The 18,571-nt window shown below is 35.3% G+C and carries 18 protein-coding genes; 15 read left to right on the top strand and 3 right to left on the bottom strand.

Translation table 11 applies throughout. From position 1 onward, the window contains the following. Positions 1-14: 14 nt before the first annotated feature. Positions 15-1,472, bottom strand: coding sequence for a spore germination protein (locus tag CEF14_RS10005; protein WP_102692718.1), 1,458 nt, complete (start codon positions 1,470-1,472; stop codon positions 15-17). A gap of 111 nt (positions 1,473-1,583) precedes the next feature. Then, positions 1,584-3,278 (bottom strand): Rqc2 family fibronectin-binding protein, encoded by a 1,695-nt coding sequence (locus CEF14_RS10000; protein ID WP_102692717.1) that lies wholly within the window; start codon positions 3,276-3,278, stop codon positions 1,584-1,586. A 262-nt stretch (positions 3,279-3,540) separates the two neighbouring features. Here CEF14_RS10000 and CEF14_RS09995 point away from each other — a divergent pair, with 262 nt between their 5' ends. The 15 genes from CEF14_RS09995 (at position 3,541) to spoVM (ending at position 18,176) form a co-directional block, all read left to right on the top strand. Continuing rightward, complete coding sequence (locus CEF14_RS09995; protein ID WP_102692716.1) at positions 3,541-4,416, top strand: YicC/YloC family endoribonuclease; 876 nt, start codon at positions 3,541-3,543, stop codon at positions 4,414-4,416. A gap of 50 nt (positions 4,417-4,466) precedes the next feature. Then, positions 4,467-5,084: a guanylate kinase gene (gene gmk / locus CEF14_RS09990; protein WP_102692715.1), complete on the top strand. Its 618-nt coding sequence runs from the start codon at positions 4,467-4,469 to the stop codon at positions 5,082-5,084. A gap of 3 nt (positions 5,085-5,087) precedes the next feature. Further along, positions 5,088-5,312, top strand: a complete 225-nt coding sequence (rpoZ, locus tag CEF14_RS09985; protein WP_102692714.1) for a DNA-directed RNA polymerase subunit omega — start codon at positions 5,088-5,090, stop codon at positions 5,310-5,312. A gap of 208 nt (positions 5,313-5,520) precedes the next feature. Next, a complete protein-coding gene (coaBC, locus tag CEF14_RS09980; RefSeq protein WP_102692713.1) occupies positions 5,521-6,723 on the top strand; it encodes a bifunctional phosphopantothenoylcysteine decarboxylase/phosphopantothenate--cysteine ligase CoaBC in 1,203 nt (400 codons plus the stop codon). Further along, the gene (gene priA / locus CEF14_RS09975; RefSeq protein WP_102692712.1) at positions 6,723-9,131 is read left to right on the top strand and encodes a primosomal protein N'; all 2,409 of its coding nucleotides are present in this window, start codon (positions 6,723-6,725) and stop codon (positions 9,129-9,131) included. The genes coaBC and priA overlap by 1 nt, the downstream gene beginning before the upstream one ends. A 31-nt stretch (positions 9,132-9,162) precedes the next feature. After that, positions 9,163-9,666: a peptide deformylase gene (gene def, locus CEF14_RS09970; protein ID WP_102692711.1), complete on the top strand. Its 504-nt coding sequence runs from the start codon at positions 9,163-9,165 to the stop codon at positions 9,664-9,666. Continuing rightward, positions 9,663-10,604 (top strand): methionyl-tRNA formyltransferase, encoded by a 942-nt coding sequence (gene fmt, locus CEF14_RS09965; protein WP_102692710.1) that lies wholly within the window; start codon positions 9,663-9,665, stop codon positions 10,602-10,604. The genes def and fmt overlap by 4 nt, the downstream gene beginning before the upstream one ends. Then, a complete protein-coding gene (rsmB, locus tag CEF14_RS09960; protein WP_102692709.1) occupies positions 10,601-11,974 on the top strand; it encodes a 16S rRNA (cytosine(967)-C(5))-methyltransferase RsmB in 1,374 nt (457 codons plus the stop codon). The genes fmt and rsmB overlap by 4 nt, the downstream gene beginning before the upstream one ends. Beyond that, positions 11,974-13,074, top strand: a complete 1,101-nt coding sequence (rlmN, locus tag CEF14_RS09955; protein ID WP_102692708.1) for a dual-specificity RNA methyltransferase RlmN — start codon at positions 11,974-11,976, stop codon at positions 13,072-13,074. Before rsmB ends, rlmN begins: the two co-directional genes overlap by 1 nt. Positions 13,075-13,088: 14 nt before the next feature. Then, positions 13,089-13,838, top strand: coding sequence for a Stp1/IreP family PP2C-type Ser/Thr phosphatase (locus tag CEF14_RS09950; protein ID WP_102692707.1), 750 nt, complete (start codon positions 13,089-13,091; stop codon positions 13,836-13,838). Between the two features lie 2 nt (positions 13,839-13,840). Then, positions 13,841-15,811, top strand: coding sequence for a Stk1 family PASTA domain-containing Ser/Thr kinase (gene pknB / locus CEF14_RS09945; protein WP_102692706.1), 1,971 nt, complete (start codon positions 13,841-13,843; stop codon positions 15,809-15,811). An 11-nt stretch (positions 15,812-15,822) separates the two neighbouring features. Continuing rightward, positions 15,823-16,704, top strand: coding sequence for a ribosome small subunit-dependent GTPase A (rsgA, locus tag CEF14_RS09940; protein WP_102692705.1), 882 nt, complete (start codon positions 15,823-15,825; stop codon positions 16,702-16,704). Positions 16,705-16,706: 2 nt separating this feature from the next. Beyond that, on the top strand, positions 16,707-17,372 hold the full coding sequence (rpe, locus tag CEF14_RS09935; RefSeq protein ID WP_102692704.1) for a ribulose-phosphate 3-epimerase: 666 nt from the start codon (positions 16,707-16,709) through the stop codon (positions 17,370-17,372). Next, entirely contained in the window at positions 17,369-18,031 is a 663-nt protein-coding gene (locus tag CEF14_RS09930) for a thiamine diphosphokinase (protein ID WP_102692703.1), read from the top strand. Before rpe ends, CEF14_RS09930 begins: the two co-directional genes overlap by 4 nt. Before the next feature lie 4 nt (positions 18,032-18,035). After that, positions 18,036-18,176 carry a stage V sporulation protein SpoVM gene (spoVM, locus tag CEF14_RS19280; protein ID WP_245890137.1) on the top strand — a complete coding sequence of 47 codons (141 nt, stop codon included), beginning with the start codon at positions 18,036-18,038 and terminating at the stop codon, positions 18,174-18,176. A 34-nt stretch (positions 18,177-18,210) separates the two neighbouring features. Here spoVM and rpmB read toward each other — a convergent pair whose 3' ends face one another. Next, the gene (gene rpmB / locus CEF14_RS09920; RefSeq protein ID WP_102692702.1) at positions 18,211-18,399 is read right to left on the bottom strand and encodes a 50S ribosomal protein L28; all 189 of its coding nucleotides are present in this window, start codon (positions 18,397-18,399) and stop codon (positions 18,211-18,213) included. Positions 18,400-18,571: the final 172 nt, after the last annotated feature.

Genomic DNA, 18,571 nt, shown 5'->3' with positions numbered 1-18,571 from the left:
TCGAGAAAAGCAATCTACTTTTTTTGTGCTTTTGAAATACCTGATTTCGATTTTAAGAATGCTATCGGAAATCTAATAATACTATCCATCAAATCAGTAGCCTTTCGAGGTATAACTGGAGCCATGTATGCTGTTCCTAAAGATTGTAAACGAAGTAAATGTGATACCAACCAGGCAAATGCTAGCATTTGACCATATAGTCCTAATAGTCCTGCAGATAAAATAAAAATATATCGAATAAATCTACTGGCGTTACTCATCAAAAATATTGGCGATAAGAAGGAGAGTAATGCAGAAGTTGCAACTAACACAATTAAAATATTACTAAATAATCCAGCTTGAACTGCTGCAGTGCCAATAACAATACCTCCAACAATACCGATCGTCTGACCAACTTTTGTTGGTAATCGTGACCCAGCTTCTCTTAAAACTTCTATGATTAACTCAATAAACAATACTTCAAAAAGTGGGCTGAAAGGAACTTTACTTCTAGATTCCTGCAAATTCAATAAGAGCTCATATGGTAGAACTTCTGGATGAAAAGTCAATGCAGAAATATAAGTGGGTGTGATAATAATTGTTAAGAAAAAACCAAAGAACCGAAGAAAACGAAGTAACGAAGCTGTCGTCCAACGATTATAATAATCCTCAACTGTAGTGAACATTTCAAAAAATGTTGAAGGACAAACGATGGCTGCTTGACTATTATCCATTAAAATAATAATTCTACCGTCAATAAGGCTGTTGTTAATTTTATCTGGTCGTACAGTCATATAATATTGTGGAAATGGAGAGTATGGATTATCTTCTATTAACTGCTTTAATTCAGAAATATCTTTAAACGATGGAAAATGAATTTCATTTAGTCGTTTTTTTAATCTACTTAAATATTCTTTATTCACGATATTATCCATGTACATAATCGTGATTTTGACGGCCACTTCATTTCCTATTGTACGATTCTCATTTTTTAACTGGGGATTTTTTATTCGTCTTCTAATTAGGGAAATGTTTGTTTCTAATGATTCTGAAAAGGCATCTTGTGGTCCAATAACTGTCGATTCGGTTTCAGTATTTGTGATTGCTCGTCCAGGAGCACTAAACGTATCAATATGAAGCAAGGTTTTGGTTTCATGAAAATATAAAAGAGTTTGTCCTGAATTTAGCGTATTGATAATCTTCTTTATATTAGTTAGTTTTATCGGTTCACCAATTTGGTGAATCTGATTTATATAATTAGCTAATGGAATAAATACCATAGATTGCATTGTCATTTTTTCTACAAGTGAAGTGGAGTAAATAACAGTTACGACGCCTTCAATTGTGGGGATATTCTTGAAAAGAACATCATCTACATGATTAGCTACTTTCTTTAACTGCTTTATTGAGGCATCTTCTAATGTATTAGACATATTTTGATCAGCAGTATCATTAGGTTGACCAAGCATGTTGCGAACTAATTTATACTTCATGAGCACCAAACTCCTTTCATTATTGATTCAGTTAGTTTCCCCCTTATTTACTTTTTGTATTCAAACACAAAAAACGATCAGATTACGAAAAGTAATTTGATCGTTTTATGTTTAGTCTTGTTTTAACTTCATCACCAGTTCTTCGTCTGGCGTGACATAGATTGTTTTTTGTTCAAAATAGATAACAAAGCCAGGTTTAGCGCCGCTAGGCTTTTTCACTTGACGAATTTCCGTGTAGTCAACAGGGACAGATGAGGAATCCCTTGCTTTACTGAAATAAGCAGATAATGTAGCAGCTTCTCTTAAAGTTTGCTCATCGGGATCAGAATCGTGGATGACCACGTGAGATCCAGGGATATCTTTAGTGTGCAGCCAAATTTCAGCTTTTCTTGCAATTTTAAAGGTTAAATAATCGTTTTGCTTATTATTTTTTCCTACAGAAATACGTGTGCCTGTAGAAGACATAAACTCTTCAGGAGCTGGTTTTGTCGGTTTTTTACGACGTTTGGAAGCACGCATTTTCATAAAGCCTTGTTCTGCTAATTCCTCTCGAATTTCTTCTATATCATGTGGTGATGCTTGTTGAACTTGCTGAGAAAGCATTTCAAAATAGGCTAAATCTTCATTCGTCTTATCGATTTGTTGTTGCACCATGATAAGTGCATTTTTTGCTTTGTTATACTTTGTATAATAGCTTTGAGCATTTTCTATCGGAGTTTTACGTTCACTTAAAGGGATTTTCACTTCTGATCCATTTTCGTCGTAGTAATTAATAACTGTTATTTCCTTTTGACCTTTTTCAAAGTTATATAGGTTGGCCATCAATAATTCACCAAATAATTGATATTGATCTAAATTATTTGCACGATTTAAATCTTTTTGTAGTTTTTTTAACTTCAATTTCAATTTATTGATCTCGTTTTGAAGCCAACGTTCTAAATCACCAGCTTGTTGTTTTACACGGTCTCGCTCGGCTCTTGCGAAGAAGACTCGATCTAGCAAAGCACTTAACGTTGGATAAGAAGTTGGCTTTCCATCTATATGAGTTAGCGCGACTGGTGAAAAATGCGTTTTGCCATTTACCTCTATATAAGTTGGTTGGGTTCCGCCATTTTTAAATTCTTCAATGAAAGCCGGAAACAATTCAATCTCAGATTTTTTGCTTTCTAAGACACGATATAGAAATTCCTTTGCATGAAGAGGCGAAAAGCCAGTGAAATGTTGGACGATTTCTTGTGCTGTTTTTTCTGTTGCAAAAAATGTTTGTAATTCATCATCTGTAACTTGTGTCGGATTTACTTTTTCTTGAGCAGGAGGAGCTACATAAATTTGACCTGGCAGAACTGTCCGATAACTGTTCATAGCAGGAGGCAAATGTTTTAAACTATCGACGATTTTCTGTGTTTCTTGTTCAACTAAAATCAGATTACTATGTCGTCCCATGATTTCTGCGTGTAATTCTCTAGTGATGGGGTCCCCAATCTCATTTTTGCTAGTGATGGTGATGACAATTATTCGATCTCCATCAATTTGTTGAATGGATTCGATAAAACCACCTTCTATATGTTTTCGTAATAACATACAAAACATAGGTGGTTCTGAAGGATTTTCTACTACCTGCTCGGTTAAATGTACTCTTGCGTAAGATGAATGGATAGAAAATAATAATTTATGATTACTACCATTAGCTCGAATTGTTAAAATGATTTCTTGTGCATTTGGTTGATGCACTTTAGCGATGCGACCAGTGACAAGTTTTTGTAATTCTTTCGTCATCGCTAGTGTAAATAATCCATCATATGCCATATGTAATTTCCTCTTTCAAAGCGTTTTGTTCTATCTTACCATTTTTTTAGAATGAATATGACTTTTACATATTTCAGAATCTAAATTCACTTTAATTCATTGCTAAGTTTGAACAAAATCTATAAATAATTTTTTCTAAAAAAATAACCACAGAATATAATTTTAGCGTACAATTAAAAGATAACCAGTTCATGAATATACGCAATAACTTTTATCTTGTGCTATACTTATAAATAGTATGCAAAGAAGGATGTGACTGACCTTGGTGCGTAGTATGACTGGATTTGGCAGGGGTGTCACAACAACGGAACAATTTCAATTAACAGTAGAAATCCGTTCGGTAAATCATCGCTTTTTAGAAATTTCAACTAGATTTCCAAAAGACTGGACCGAAGCGGAAGTATACGCAAAAAAAGTACTCTCTACAAAAGTAGCTAGAGGAAAGTTAGATGTATCCGTCTATGTGAAAGAATTAACACCACTCGAACAAGCAGTGCAAATAAATTGGCCACTTGTCAATGCTTATAAAGAAGCCAGAGAAGAGTTAAGACAACAAATTCCTCTAGAAGAACAATGGTCAATGTCTGAAATTTTAGAGCTTGACCAAGCATTAATATTGCAGACGAAAGAGCTTTCAAAAGAAGAACTTTTAAATGCAGTTGACAATGCGTTAGGAGAGGCAGCTATTGCTCTTATTCAAATGCGAAAAAGAGAAGGTCAGGAATTAGCAGTTGCAGTTAGGGGCTTTAAGAGGTCTTTGGAAGAGCAAATTGCTATTATTAAGAGTGTTTCTCCTCAAGCAGTAGAAAAATATCGTGAAAAACTAGTAGAACGTATAAAGGAAATTAGTCAAGCAGATAATTTAGAGGAACGTCTTTTGACAGAAGTTGCAATTTTTGCTGAAAAAGCAGATATTGCGGAAGAATTAGATCGCTTAACGAGTCATTTGAAACAATTAGACGAGACACTACAAGAGGATACATCGATTGGTCGAAAACTCGACTTTTTGATGCAAGAAATACATCGTGAGATTAATACAATTGGTTCTAAAAACCAATCAGTAGAAGCAGCCACTGCTGTTGTTCAAGCAAAAACAATATTAGAGAAAATGCGAGAACAAGTTCAAAATATTGAATAATAGTATCAATTATTGTATGATTTATTATTTGGAACGATGAGGGAGAGTTAATGAGAAGAGAACGTGGATTATTGATTGTTTTATCTGGTCCTTCCGGTGTTGGGAAAGGTACAGTGCGAAAAGAATTGTTCTCACAACCAGATACGAATTATGAATATTCTATTTCCATGACCACACGTAAGCCACGTGAGGGAGAAGTTGATGGTGTAGATTATTTCTTCAAAAGTAAAGAAGAATTTGAAGAACTAATTAAACAAGGTAAATTACTTGAATATGCACAATACGTAGGTAATTATTATGGAACACCAATTGATTATGTGAATGCAACATTAGATGCAGGGCGTGATGTATTTCTTGAAATTGAAGTTCAAGGTGCAGCGCAAATTCGTGAAAAAGTACCAGACGGACTCTTCATTTTCCTTGCACCACCAAGTCTTTCTGAATTACAACAACGATTAATAGGTCGCGGAACTGAAACAGAAGACGTCATTGCAACACGTATAGCTGCTGCAAACAAAGAATTGGAAATGATGAATTTGTACGATTATGTCGTAGAAAACGATGAAGTACAATTAGCATGTGAACGTGTCAACGCAATTGTTCTTGCTGAACATTGTAGACGTGAACGTGTAGAAAAACAATATTTAGCTATGTTGAGAGGAGAATAATAGATGTTATATCCATCTGTTGACGTATTAAAAACTAAAATTGATTCAAAATATTCACTTGTAAGCCTTGCTGCTAAAAGAGCTCGTGCTATGCAAGAAGGAAGTCCAGAACATCTATCTTCATATATTTCTGATAAAAATGTAGGAAAAGCACTTGAAGAAGTAGCTGCTGGTGTTCTTACAAAAGAAGATCAAGACGAAACAAAAGTTTACGAAGATGAAGTTTAATCTAATTCAAAGGGTATAAGTGCTCTCGCTGAATTAGATTAAAGCCCGCAGGCAGAGGCCACAGATTTTTAAGAAAATTAATCGAGCAACTCGATTAAAATCTGGGCGCAATTACGCTAAATGCGTAATTGATTAACTAACGACGCTGAAGCTCCCAGAGAAGTTTCCTTTCTTTGGGGGCTTATGTTGTTTTGAGAGGAAGAAAAACATGATTGCAAATAAAAACATTTTACTTTGTGTTTCAGGCGGTATTGCAGTTTATAAAGCAGTTGCACTAGTTAGTAAATTATCACAAGCAGGTGCACACGTAAAAGTAATCATGACAGAATCTGCAACCCGTTTTGTTAATCCTTTAAGTTTTCAAGTTATGTCTAAAAATGAAGTATATATAGATACCTTTGATGAAAAGGATTCAGCCGTTATTGCACATATCGATTTAGCGGATTGGGCAGATCTTATAATTGTAGCACCTGCTACAGCTAACGTTATAGGAAAGCTTGCCAATGGAATAGCTGACGATATGGTAACAACTACTATACTTGCAGCGACATCTAAAGTTTGGATTGCTCCAGCAATGAATGTTCATATGTATGAACATCCAGCGGTAAAACGTAATATTGCCCGTCTTGCTTCAGATGGCTACGAATTTATCGAGCCAGAAGAAGGATTTTTGGCATGTGGTTATGTAGGAAAAGGTCGGTTAGAAGAACCTGAGAAAATCGTTTCATTAGTAGAAACGTTTTTTGAACCTGAAAATTTACCTTTACAAGGGAAAAGGGTAGTTATTTCTGCTGGACCCACGAGAGAAAGAATCGATCCAGTGCGATATTTAACAAACTTTTCTTCTGGAAAAATGGGGTATGCAATGGCAACAGCTGCACAAAAACTTGGTGCAGAAACGATTCTAGTCTCAGGCCCAGTATCATTGACCCCACCGGTTGGGGTAAAAGTAATTTCGGTAGAAAGTGCTGAAGATATGCTACAAGCCATTTTAAAAGAATATGATCATGCAGATATCGTAGTGAAAACAGCAGCAGTAGCAGATTATCGACCCAAAAATCAATTGTCTCAAAAAATGAAAAAACAAGCTGGCGATTCAATTATTGAGTTAGAACGTACAACGGATATTTTACTAACATTGGGTGAACGTAAAAAACAACAATTACTAATTGGTTTTGCAGCTGAAACAAATGATGTATTGAATTATGCTAAAGGAAAGCTAGAAAAAAAGAATGCTGATTATATTGTTGCCAACGATGTATCTAAATCAGATCGTGGATTTGGCACTGATACCAATACTGTGACATTAGTTGGTAAAGACGATTTCCAACAGTCATTTGACCATTTACCAAAAGAAGAGCTTGCTTTAAAACTTTTCACTACGATTTTAAAAAGAGAAGGTATGTGGTAATGATTGCTCAGGTCATTGTCGATGTCTCTGCTTACCCTGTTGACAGACCATTTGATTATTTAGTTCCTGTAGAGTTACGAGAATTGGTTGAAGTCGGTTGCCGTGTTAAAGTTCCATTTGGTCCAAGAAATGTTCTTGGTTTTATCACAGCATTACAAGAACAAACAGATGTACCAGTTGATAAAATTAAACCAATTGCTAAAGTTTTAGATATTGAACCTGTATTAACAGAAGAAATGCTTGAGTTAGCTAAATGGATGACAGTTCATACATTATGTTATGAAATTGATGCACTTCAGGTAATGTTACCATCAGCATTACGCGCAAAATATGAGAAATCCATAAAGTTAACGGCAGAACTTTCTAATTTACCAGTCGAGTTACAGGAGTTATTCGGGCAAAAAGAGATGATTCCATATAAAAAAGTAGAAGCGGCAAATTTATTAAAGCCGCTTAAATATTGTATGAATCAAGGATTCGTAGAGCAAAAGACAATTGTCAAACAGCAAGGACAAGTAAAAGCCATTCGTAAAGTAAAAGTAATAGATGACATTTCTAAATTGCAGGAAATTGCCATATCTATTTCCTCCCGTGCAAAAAAACAAGTACAAGTGGTGCAGTGGATGATCGAACATGTAGGAGAAGAATTCATCCCTCATGAACTTTGTGAGACATTAGACATCACACTTGCAGTATTAAATGCTGTTGTAGAAAAGGGCGCAGCGCAGTATTTTCACGAGGAAATTTATCGTGATCCTTTTGCAAAAGATATCAAAAAATCTACGGCTCTAACATTAACAGATGAACAACATGAAGCACTTAGACAAATTTTAAAATCAATGAGAGAAAAGAAAGAAACTACTTTCTTATTACATGGTGTAACAGGTAGTGGAAAAACAGAAGTTTATTTACAAGCAATTCAAGAAGCGATTGATAATGGACAAGAGGCTATTGTTTTAGTACCTGAGATTTCATTGACTCCACAAATGACTGAACGCTTTCGTGCACGATTTGGCGATTTAGTAGCCGTTATGCATAGTGGGCTATCAAAAGGTGAAAAGTATGATGAGTGGCGGAAAATTGGACGAGGTGAAGTAAAGGTAGCAGTAGGTGCTAGATCTGCTATTTTTGCTCCTTTTAAAAATTTAGGACTAATTATTTTAGATGAAGAGCATGAGTCGACATATAAACAAGAAGATACACCGCGCTATCATGCTAGAGATATAGCAATATGGCGTAGTCAATTTCATCATTGTCCAGTTATTTTAGGCAGTGCTACACCATCTTTAGAATCCTTTGCACGAGCAAAGAAAAACGTATATACCTTATTAACATTATCTAAAAGAGCGAAACAACAATCATTACCTGCTGTTCAAGTAATTGATATGCGTGAAGAGTTGCATAGCGGTAATCGGTCCATGTTCTCTACTGTATTAGCCGATGCGATTCAGATAAGACTTGAGAGAAAAGAGCAAATCGTATTATTTTTAAATCGTCGTGGCTATTCTTCTTTTGTATTATGTCGTGATTGTGGTACGGTTGTACAATGCAAAAATTGTGATATTTCGATGACGTATCATCGGTCTTCAGAAACATTAAAATGTCACTATTGTGGTTATGAAGAACATGTTCCATCTGAATGTCCAGAATGCCATAGTGAACATATAAGATTTTTTGGTACGGGTACACAAAAGATTGAAGCTGAGATTCATAAAGTTTTTCCGGAAGCAAGAGTTTTACGAATGGATGTTGACACAACAAGACAAAAGGGTGCACACGAACGTATACTAGATGATTTTGGCTCAGGGAAAGCAGATATTCTACTAGGTACTCAAATGATTGCAAAAGGACTTGATTTTCCTAAAATTACATTAGTTGGTGTATTAAGTGCAGATACTTCCTTAAATCTTCCTGACTTCCGTGCAGCAGAACGAACTTTTCAATTGCTAACACAAGTAAGTGGTCGTGCCGGAAGACATGATTTACCAGGTGAGGTTATTATCCAAACTTATACGCCTGAACATTATGCGATTCAACTATCAAAAGAACAGCATTATGAACCATTCTATGAGCAAGAAATGGCGATGCGACATAAATTTGCTTACCCACCATATTTCTATGTTGTCCTTATTCAAGTATCACATGAAGATGTTCTAATGGCAGCTGAGTATGCTGGAAAAGCAATGGATTGGTTAAAACTTAAATTATCTTCGCAAGTAGGACTAATCGGACCTACTGCGGCTTCCATTAGCCGAATCCAAAATCGATATCGCTATCAATGTTTGATAAAATATAAAAAAGAACCGAATTTAACGGAAACTTTACAACAACTTATTCGGATGTATCGTACGGAATGGATTAAAAAAGGCGTTCAACTATCCGTTGATTTGGATCCTTCATCCATTTAGTTCGTATGATGACTTAGAAAAGAGGTCCAAAATGGCATTATTAGAAATTGTAAGAAATCCCGCTAAAGTATTAGAAACAAAGGGGACTGAGGTCACTGTTTTTGATGCTAAATTAGCACAATTACTAGATGATATGTATGAAACCATGCTTGAAAATGATGGAGTCGGAATTGCTGCTCCACAAGTGAATAAAAGTATTCAAGCTGCAGTAGTAGAACTTGGTGAAGAACGAGATGTCTTAGAACTTATTAATCCTGTTATTGTTGAAGTTTCAGCAGATACAGGAGTAGATATCGAAGGATGTTTAAGTTTTCCAGATTTATATGGAGATGTTGAACGCCCATTATATGTAAAAGTCCAAGCACAAGATCGTAATGGAGATTTATATGAATTAGAAGCGTATGATTATGATGCTCGTGTTATTCAACATGAGGTAGATCATTTACATGGCATTTTATTTGATAAAAAAATTATAAAAAAATACACACTAGAAGAAATAGAGGCAATGTATGCAGAGGAGGATGAAGAACAATGATATCAATTGTTTTCATGGGAACACCTGATTTCTCTGTACCGGTTTTAAAAATGTTACATGAAGAAGGCTATGACATTAAAGCGGTAGTTACTCAACCAGATCGCCCGGTTGGTCGTAAACGGGTTTTAACTCCTCCCCCTGTAAAAGCAGCTGCATTAGAGATTGGCCTACCCGTTATACAACCTGAGAGATTAAAAGGCTCTGAGGAATTACAACAAATTATTTCTCTAAAGCCTGACTTAATCGTAACAGCTGCATTTGGACAAATTTTACCGAAGGAACTACTTGATACACCAAAACTAGGCTGTATTAATGTTCATGCCTCTTTACTTCCTGCATATCGTGGTGGTGCACCAATTCATCAAGCGATCATCGATGGTCAAAAAGAGACAGGTGTAACAATTATGTATATGGCTGAGAAGCTAGATGCTGGTGATATTATTGCTCAACAATCACTGCCAATTGAAGAAGAGGATTATACAGGTTTGTTATTTGAAAAATTGAGCATAGTTGGTCGCGATTTATTAAAAACTATACTACCTTCCATTATCGATGGTACAAATCAACGTATTCCTCAAGATGAGACAAAAGTTTCTTTTGCGCATAATATTTCTCGTGAACAAGAGCGAATTGATTGGTCAAAAAATAATACAGCTATTTACAATCAAATCCGAGGTTTACATCCATGGCCAATCGCTTATACCTCTTTGGATGGTCAAAACATTAAAATCTGGTGGGCAAGAAAATCTACTGCTTCGCATAACGAAAAACCTGGTACGGTAATTGGAATTTCAAAAAAATTCTTCACAGTTGCGACAGGTGAGGGACAAGCAATTGATATTCTAGACTTACAACCATCAGGTAAAAAACGTATGGAAGCTATAAATTACTTAAATGGAGTAGGTTCTAAATTACAGATTGGGGACCATTTTGAATGACTAAAAACAAAAAAGTATTGCCAATTTGGAATGGAAATGTTCGGGATGCAGCACTTACGATCTTACTTGCAGTGGACAAACAACAAGCATATAGTAACTTGTTGCTAAATCAAACAATTGAAAAATATAAAATTGATGCAAAAGACCGTGGGTTACTAACAGAAATTACTTACGGAACATTGCAGTATAAGATGACCCTTGATTACTATTTAGAACCCTATGTACGTGGAAAACTAGAGGATTGGGTTCGCTGGCTATTGCGTTTATCATTATACCAAATTGTTTTCTTAACGAAGATTCCTGACCATGCAGCTGTAAATGAAGCAGTTGAAATTGCAAAACACCGTGCTCGTCATCGAGGTATTAGTGCAACAGTTAACGGGATTTTACGTTCCATTTTACGTGATGGCATTCGAGAAACTACAGATATTGAAAATGATGCAACACGTTTAGCCATTGAAACAAGTCATCCAGAATGGCTTGTTCGTCGATATATCGATAACTTTGGTATAGAAAAAACAGCAGATATGTTGTATGAAAATAATTTACCACCTATGCAAACGGTTCGTGTAAATACTACAAAAGTAACCGTAGAAGAAGCACTACGCAGTCTTTGGGATGATAAATTTTCTGTGAAACGTAGTACCGTGATCCCCGAATGTTTGCATATCCTTGAAGGACAAGCAGCTCGTTCGACAGCTTTTAAAGAAGGGCTTATTACAATTCAAGATGAGAGCTCTATGTTACCAGCATATGCTTTAGATGTTAAATCTGGGATGAGAGTATTAGACATGTGCGCTGCACCAGGAGGCAAAACAACACATATCGCTGAAAAAATGGACAATAAAGGGGAGTTAATCGCGACCGATCTTCATCCACATAAGATTAACCTTATTCAACAAAATGCAGACCGTTTAGATTTATCCATCATCCATCCTCAAGTATTAGATGGAAGAAAAGCTAATTCAATATTTGATGTAGAATCATTTGATCGAATACTAGTGGATGCACCTTGTAGTGGACTTGGAGTTATTCGACGTAAACCGGATATTAAATATACAAAAAAAGAAGAGGATTTTGAAAGTCTTCAAAAAATACAGCTTCAATTATTAAATACTGCATATACTTTATTAAAAAATGAAGGCAAAATGGTTTACAGTACATGTACAATTGATAAAATGGAGAACAACGGTACTGTTGAAGCTTTCTTACAAGCTCATCCCGATATGGAATTGTCAAAAGTAGAGGGAATACCAGAACCACTACAAGCACTAAAAACAGAAGGCATGATACAAGTCTTTCCACAAGATTTTGGTAGCGACGGCTTTTTTGTTGCTACTTTCAGAAAAAAAGGAGGATCCACACACTAATGGATCAAGAAATAAACAAAACAGCAAAAGTAAAAAAAGACAAACCACAGCTTCGTGAATCTATCTATTCACTATTACCCGATCAATTACAAGAGTGGTTAAAAGAGCACAATGAAAAACCATTCAGAGCTGCTCAAATATTTGATTGGCTATATAATAAACGCGTGACTAGCTTTGATGAAATGTCCAATCTTTCAAAAGGTTTACGCGATAAATTACAACAAGAATTTGCATTCAGCACATTAAATACTTTGGTCAAACAAGAGTCAAAAGATGGGACTATCAAGTTTTTATTCCAATTACAAGATGGATTTTCAATTGAAACTGTATTAATGGCACATGATTATGGTAATTCTGTATGTGTAACGACCCAAGTTGGATGCCGAATTGGATGTACTTTCTGTGCATCTACATTAGGTGGTTTGAAACGCCATCTTTTACCAGGTGAAATTGTTGAACAAGTTGTAAAGGTACAACAAGCTTTAGATGAAAAAGATCAACGTGTAAGCTCAGTTGTCATTATGGGTATAGGTGAACCATTTGATAACTACGATTCTATGATGCAATTCTTAAAAGTCATTAATCACGAAAAAGGATTAAACATTGGTGCTCGCCATATTACAGTCTCAACAAGTGGGATTATTCCGAAAATCTATAAATTTGCTGATGAACAGTTACAAATTAATTTTGCATTGTCACTACATGCACCAAATCAGGAATTACGTCAACAATTAATGCCAATTGCAAAAGCATACAAATTACCGGAATTAATAGAAGCGGTAAAATATTATACCGAAAAAACAGGTCGTCGAATAAGCTTTGAATATGGATTATTTGGAGGTGTCAATGACTCAGTTGCTCATGCAGAAGAATTAGCACAGCTTGTAAAAGGTATTAAATGCCACGTCAATTTAATACCAGTAAACTATGTACCAGAACGTGATTATGTTCGAACACCAAGAAATAAGATTTTCGATTTCGAAAGAACATTAAAAAAACATGGTGTCAACGCTACAATCCGTCGTGAGCACGGTTCTGATATTGATGCAGCTTGTGGTCAGTTACGTGCGAAGGAGAGAAAAGAAGAGACAACCCACTAATGAGGTGATACGTTGTGAGATATACAGTTGTAAGTGATATTGGAAAGAAAAGAGCAGTAAATGAAGATTCGGCAACTTTTATCTCCCGTGATGATTCATACCAGCTGGCTATTGTAGCAGATGGTATGGGTGGTCATAATGCGGGAGATGTTGCAAGTCGAATGGCAGTTACACATTTTGAAGAGTTGTTTTTGCAAGCGGATGTTGTCCATTTTACATCTAGTGAACTAATCGAAGAATGGTTAGTTGAAACAGTAAAAGAACTCAACAAAACGCTTTATCATTATTCATTAACGCATGAAGATTGCCATGGCATGGGGACAACGCTTATTGCAGTTCTTTTTAAAGAGAATCATGCAACAATTTGCCATGTGGGTGATAGTCGTGTGTATTTTGTTACTGATGAAGAAATTCGATTAGTGACAAGAGATCACTCGTATGTCAATATTCTCGTAGATAATGGTGAAATTAGTGAGGAAGAAGCTGAAAGTCATCCAAAGAAAAACTATATTATTAAATCATTAGGAACGGAATCTACTATTGAACCTGATAGCTACAAAGTTGAACTAGTAGATGGATCATATATGCTAATTTGTTCAGATGGCTTAAGTAATAAAATTTCTACAAATGAAATGCTTAACATTATTAAATTGGAAACCACTATAGAAGAAAAAGGTAATCAACTTGTGCAATTAGCAAATGATCATGGTGGAGAAGATAATATTACTCTCATCTTAATATCAAAAGATTCTGAGGAGGTGTAAGAATGCTCGTTGGAAAAAGAATCAGTGGACGCTATAAAATTCTCGACGTCATTGGTGGCGGTGGTATGTCTAATGTCTACTTAGCTCATGATATGATTTTAGATCGTGATGTAGCGATAAAAATTTTACATTATAATTTTTCAAACGAACAAGAGATGCATCGTCGTTTTCAGCGAGAGGCTTTGTCAGCTACTAGCCTTACACATCCGAATATTGTTAGTATTTATGATGTTGGTGAAGATGGTGATATGCATTATTTAGTGATGGAATATGTAAAAGGGCAAACGTTAAAACAATACATACAAAAATATGCCCCGCTAGCACCTACAAAATGTGTCAATATTATGAAACAGTTGACCTCTGCAATTGCCCATGCTCATCAAAATCAAATTATTCATAGAGATATAAAACCTCAAAATATTTTAATGGATGAAGACGACAATGTAAAAATAACTGATTTCGGAATTGCTATGGCATTGGAGGATACTTCCTTTACACGGACTAATTCTGTACTCGGTACAGTACACTATCTATCACCCGAACAAGCTCGTGGTGGCACAGCTACAAAAAAATCAGATATCTATTCGTTAGGTATTGTGCTGTATGAGTTATTGACTGGTGAACTACCATTTTCAGGAGAATCAGCAGTTGCTATTGCTTTAAAACATTTGCAATCAGAAACACCATCTGTCCGTGCAATTGTTCCATCCATACCACAAAGTTTAGAAAATGTTGTTTTAAAAGCTACGGCAAAAGATCCTGTTCATCGTTATAAATCAGTAGAAGAGATGGCAGAAGACTTAGAGACGGTTTTGTCTGTAGAAAGAAGTCAAGAATCTAAATTTCGCCCACCAGTTGACGAAGATATAACAAAAGTAATTCCAGTTATAAAAGAACATGAAATAGAAGATGAACAGGATTTACAGAAAACGAAAACAATGCCAATAAAGGAAAAAGGAAAAGAACAATTTGAAGGGAAAACCAATAAGAAAAAAGGAAAAAAGAAAAATAAATTACTTATTTTTGTAGGGATTATCATAAGTTTATTGTTTATCTTTTTAATTGTTTTGTTTTTATTTCCAGATTTATTTGATGAAAAGAAATTGGTCGTACCTGATGTGACGAATCAGGAAGTATCAAAGGCAATTAGTACATTGGAAAATGCCGGTTTTGAAATTGGCAAACAAACAAAACAAGAGTCCGAAGATGTAGAAGAAAACCATGTTATTGGAACTACACCTGACCCTGGTAAAGAGCGAAAAAAGGGAACGGAGATTGATTTACTGATCAGTGAAGGTCCTAAAAAGGTAGAGTTTCCGAATTATGTAGGTCAAAATATTGATCAGGTCAAGACAATTCTTACTAAGCAAGGTTTCAAAGACATTAACATAGATGAGACTTTTTCTGAAAAGAATGAGGGGACGATTCTCAAACAATCTCCAGAAGAAGGCGAAAAAGTTATACCAAAAGATACAACAATTTCTTTTACTGTTAGTAAGGGTGTAGAACAAGCTACTGTTGTTAATTTACTTGGTTATAATGAAAATGCGTTAAATACGTATGCGAAAACTTCAGGGTTTAATATCCGTATTAGTAGTGAAAAATATTCAGATACAGTGCCAAAAGGACAAGTTATTTCTCAATCTCCAAAAGCCGGTACAACAGTAAATGTAGGTAGCACAATTGAAGTTGTCACGTCTAAAGGTGTACAAGAAAAACCAGTTAAAACATATGTCAAATCAGTTAAAATACCATATGAACCAGAAGTAGATGGTGAACCTCAACAAGTCCGTATTTATATTCAAGATCGAACCCATTCAATTGCTGATGTTGAACAAGAATTCCAATTGTTTTCAACACAAGTAAAACGATTGCAATTTGAGATAGAAAAGGGACAAAGGGCTATTTACCGAGTTGTTCGAGACGATAAAATTATTATTGATGAAACTATATCATATGACGACTTAAATTAAGGAGGAAGGGCATGGCAAAAGGCCAAATTCGTAAAGCATTAAGTGGCTTTTATTATGTCCAAGACGGTGATCACCTTATCCAATGTCGTGGTCGTGGCGTCTTCCGTAATAAAGGAATAACACCTCTTGTAGGAGATTATGTGGAATACGAAGTTGAAGGAAATAATGATGGTACAATTACCTCTATTTTTGCACGCCAAAATGAACTAGTGCGCCCACCAGTAGCAAATATTGATCAAGCAGTTCTTGTATTTTCAACAAAAGAGCCAGCATTTAATACAATTTTACTGGATCGTTTTTTGGTGGTTTTGGAGTCATTTCAAGTCCATCCAATTATTTGCTTGACAAAATCAGATTTGCTGACGGATGAAGAAAAACGAACTATTGAAAAATATAAAACTGAATATGAAACAATTGGCTATACAATTATTGAAACGTTTAAAGAAGATCCAAATTTGATAAAAAAAATGGTTCCCCTTTTAAAAGGGAAAACTACTGTTTTAGCTGGACAGTCGGGTGTAGGAAAATCTTCTTTGCTCAATAGGATCATGCCGTCATTAGCTTTAAAAACCGGGAATATTTCTGAAGCGCTTGGACGCGGGAAACATACAACTCGTCATGTAGAGCTTATTGAGTTAGCAGGTGGTTTAATTGCTGATACACCTGGATTTAGTTCATTTGATTTTGATACGATAGAAAAGGAAGAATTGACACAATGTTTCCCTGAATTCTTATCGTTATCAGAAGGATGTAAATTTCGAGGATGTCTGCATCTTAAAGAACCCAAATGTGCAGTAAAAAAAGCTGTCGAAGAGGGAACTGTGAAACAATATCGATATGATCATTATTTGCAATTCTTACAAGAAATTACTGATAGAAAGCCGAGGTATTAATCATGATTCAAATTGCACCATCTATTTTAGCCGCTAATTTTTCAAAATTAGCAGATGAAGTAAAAGAAGTAGAAGAGGCGGGAGCAAAACTAATTCACATTGATGTAATGGATGGACATTTCGTACCAAATATTACAATGGGGCCAATTGTTGTAGAAGCATTACGCCCTGTAACAACATTACCTTTGGATGTCCATTTAATGATTGAAAACCCAGATCAATATATTGAAGATTTTGCAAAAGCAGGTGCTAACTACATTACAGTACATGTAGAAGCTTGTCGTCATTTGCATCGTACAATTCAACTTATACGTTCTTTTGGTGTAAAGCCAGGTGTAGTATTAAATCCACATACACCAATTGAATCCATTAAGCATATTCTTGAAGATGTAGATTTAGTATTATTAATGACAGTAAATCCTGGCTTTGGTGGTCAAAAGTTCATTCATTCAGTTATACCAAAAATTGCAGAACTTTCCACTTTAATAAAAGAAAAGAATTTAAACGTTGAAATAGAAATTGATGGTGGCATTAATTCGGAAACGATTGTACCATGCGCTCAAGCAGGTGCTACAATTTTTGTAGCTGGTTCTGCTGTTTATGGTAAGGAAAATCGCACAGAAGCATTACAAAGTATTCTAACAGCCGGAGAGCAAGCAATTCGATGACCGTCGTTGTTGTTTGTGCAGGAGGTCCACAGGAGGAAGTCGTTTCAAGCGATTTCCTCCTTTCTTTCAATGATGCTAAATTTATTGGTGCAGATCTCGGTACAATATACTTATTAAAAAGAGGAATTACACCAGATTTAGCTGTAGGTGATTTCGATTCACTCACGATAGAAGACTGGCGATTGGTACAAGAGCGCGTACCAAAAATTGAACGCCATATCCCAGAGAAGGATGAAACAGATACAGAATTAGCATTATTAAAAGCCTTAGATTATAAACCTACCGAAATTATATTAACGGGTGTTACTGGAGGCAGGCTGGATCATTACGAAGCAAATTTACACATTTTATATCGTATACAAAAAATGTATCCGTCTATTGAAATAAAAATGATAAATAATTTTAATTGTTTGCAATTTTTATGGCCAGGAAGACATAAGATAGTAGCAGATCACTATTTCAAATATTTATCTTTTTTTGCATTTGGTGATGTGGTGAAAAAAGTAACATTACGGAATGTAAAATATGAAACAACAGATGAAATAATTGATATAGGGACTACTCGTTTTACAAGCAATGAAATATTGGGTGAATATGCGTCTATTTCATTTTCTCATGGCATATGTTTAATGATAAGAAGTATCGATGACAAGGAGTGACTAGGTGAAAGTATACACATTTCAGTTACCAAAAGTAGTTAGCAGTTTTGCTCGTTTTTGTTTACAAATGGTTTCTAATGATCCTTCAGATTCAAAAAGTGCCACCGCAAAAAAGAAAAAGGGAAAAGAAAAAACGACAGGTTGACAAAGTCAACCTGTCGTTTTATTTAGTGAACGGATTAAACGCGTTCAACTTTACCTGATTTTAATGCACGAGCAGAAACCCATACACGTTTAGGTTTGCCGTTTACTAAGATACGAACTTTTTGAAGGTTTGCGCCCCAAGTACGTTTATTAGCATTCATTGCGTGAGAACGGTTGTTACCAGACACAGCTTTACGTCCAGTAATGACACATTTTTTTGGCATATTAATTCCCTCCTCATAAAGAAGTTGAAAGATTCATCACTTCGGTAGTATTTCACATACTTTAATAATTTAACACACACTATTCGTCATTGCAACTGATTTCGATAGACTTTCAAGAAAAAAACCTTTACAGTATACAACTAGACGAAATGATAGGTTTTCTTTTATAATC

Source organism: Rummeliibacillus pycnus, assembly GCF_002884495.1.
GTDB classification, from domain to species: Bacteria; Bacillota; Bacilli; order Bacillales_A; family Planococcaceae; genus Rummeliibacillus; species Rummeliibacillus pycnus.
The sequence above is the reverse complement of the archived record's forward strand: the minus strand, read 5'-3'. Positions and strand labels throughout refer to the sequence as shown.

Bases quoted from the DNA above. Each gene is read 5' to 3' on its own strand.
- CEF14_RS10005 (WP_102692718.1), bottom strand. From the start codon at position 1,472: ATGAAGTATAAATTAGTTCGCAACATGCTTGGTCAACCTAATGATACT.
- CEF14_RS10000 (WP_102692717.1), bottom strand. From the start codon at position 3,278: ATGGCATATGATGGATTATTTACACTAGCGATGACGAAAGAATTACAA.
- gmk (WP_102692715.1), top strand. From the start codon at position 4,467: ATGAGAAGAGAACGTGGATTATTGATTGTTTTATCTGGTCCTTCCGGT.
- rpoZ (WP_102692714.1), top strand. From the start codon at position 5,088: ATGTTATATCCATCTGTTGACGTATTAAAAACTAAAATTGATTCAAAA.
- coaBC (WP_102692713.1), top strand. From the start codon at position 5,521: ATGATTGCAAATAAAAACATTTTACTTTGTGTTTCAGGCGGTATTGCA.
- priA (WP_102692712.1), top strand. From the start codon at position 6,723: ATGATTGCTCAGGTCATTGTCGATGTCTCTGCTTACCCTGTTGACAGA.
- def (WP_102692711.1), top strand. From the start codon at position 9,163: ATGGCATTATTAGAAATTGTAAGAAATCCCGCTAAAGTATTAGAAACA.
- fmt (WP_102692710.1), top strand. From the start codon at position 9,663: ATGATATCAATTGTTTTCATGGGAACACCTGATTTCTCTGTACCGGTT.
- rsmB (WP_102692709.1), top strand. From the start codon at position 10,601: ATGACTAAAAACAAAAAAGTATTGCCAATTTGGAATGGAAATGTTCGG.
- rlmN (WP_102692708.1), top strand. From the start codon at position 11,974: ATGGATCAAGAAATAAACAAAACAGCAAAAGTAAAAAAAGACAAACCA.
- pknB (WP_102692706.1), top strand. From the start codon at position 13,841: ATGCTCGTTGGAAAAAGAATCAGTGGACGCTATAAAATTCTCGACGTC.
- rsgA (WP_102692705.1), top strand. From the start codon at position 15,823: ATGGCAAAAGGCCAAATTCGTAAAGCATTAAGTGGCTTTTATTATGTC.
- rpe (WP_102692704.1), top strand. From the start codon at position 16,707: ATGATTCAAATTGCACCATCTATTTTAGCCGCTAATTTTTCAAAATTA.
- CEF14_RS09930 (WP_102692703.1), top strand. From the start codon at position 17,369: ATGACCGTCGTTGTTGTTTGTGCAGGAGGTCCACAGGAGGAAGTCGTT.
- rpmB (WP_102692702.1), bottom strand. From the start codon at position 18,399: ATGCCAAAAAAATGTGTCATTACTGGACGTAAAGCTGTGTCTGGTAAC.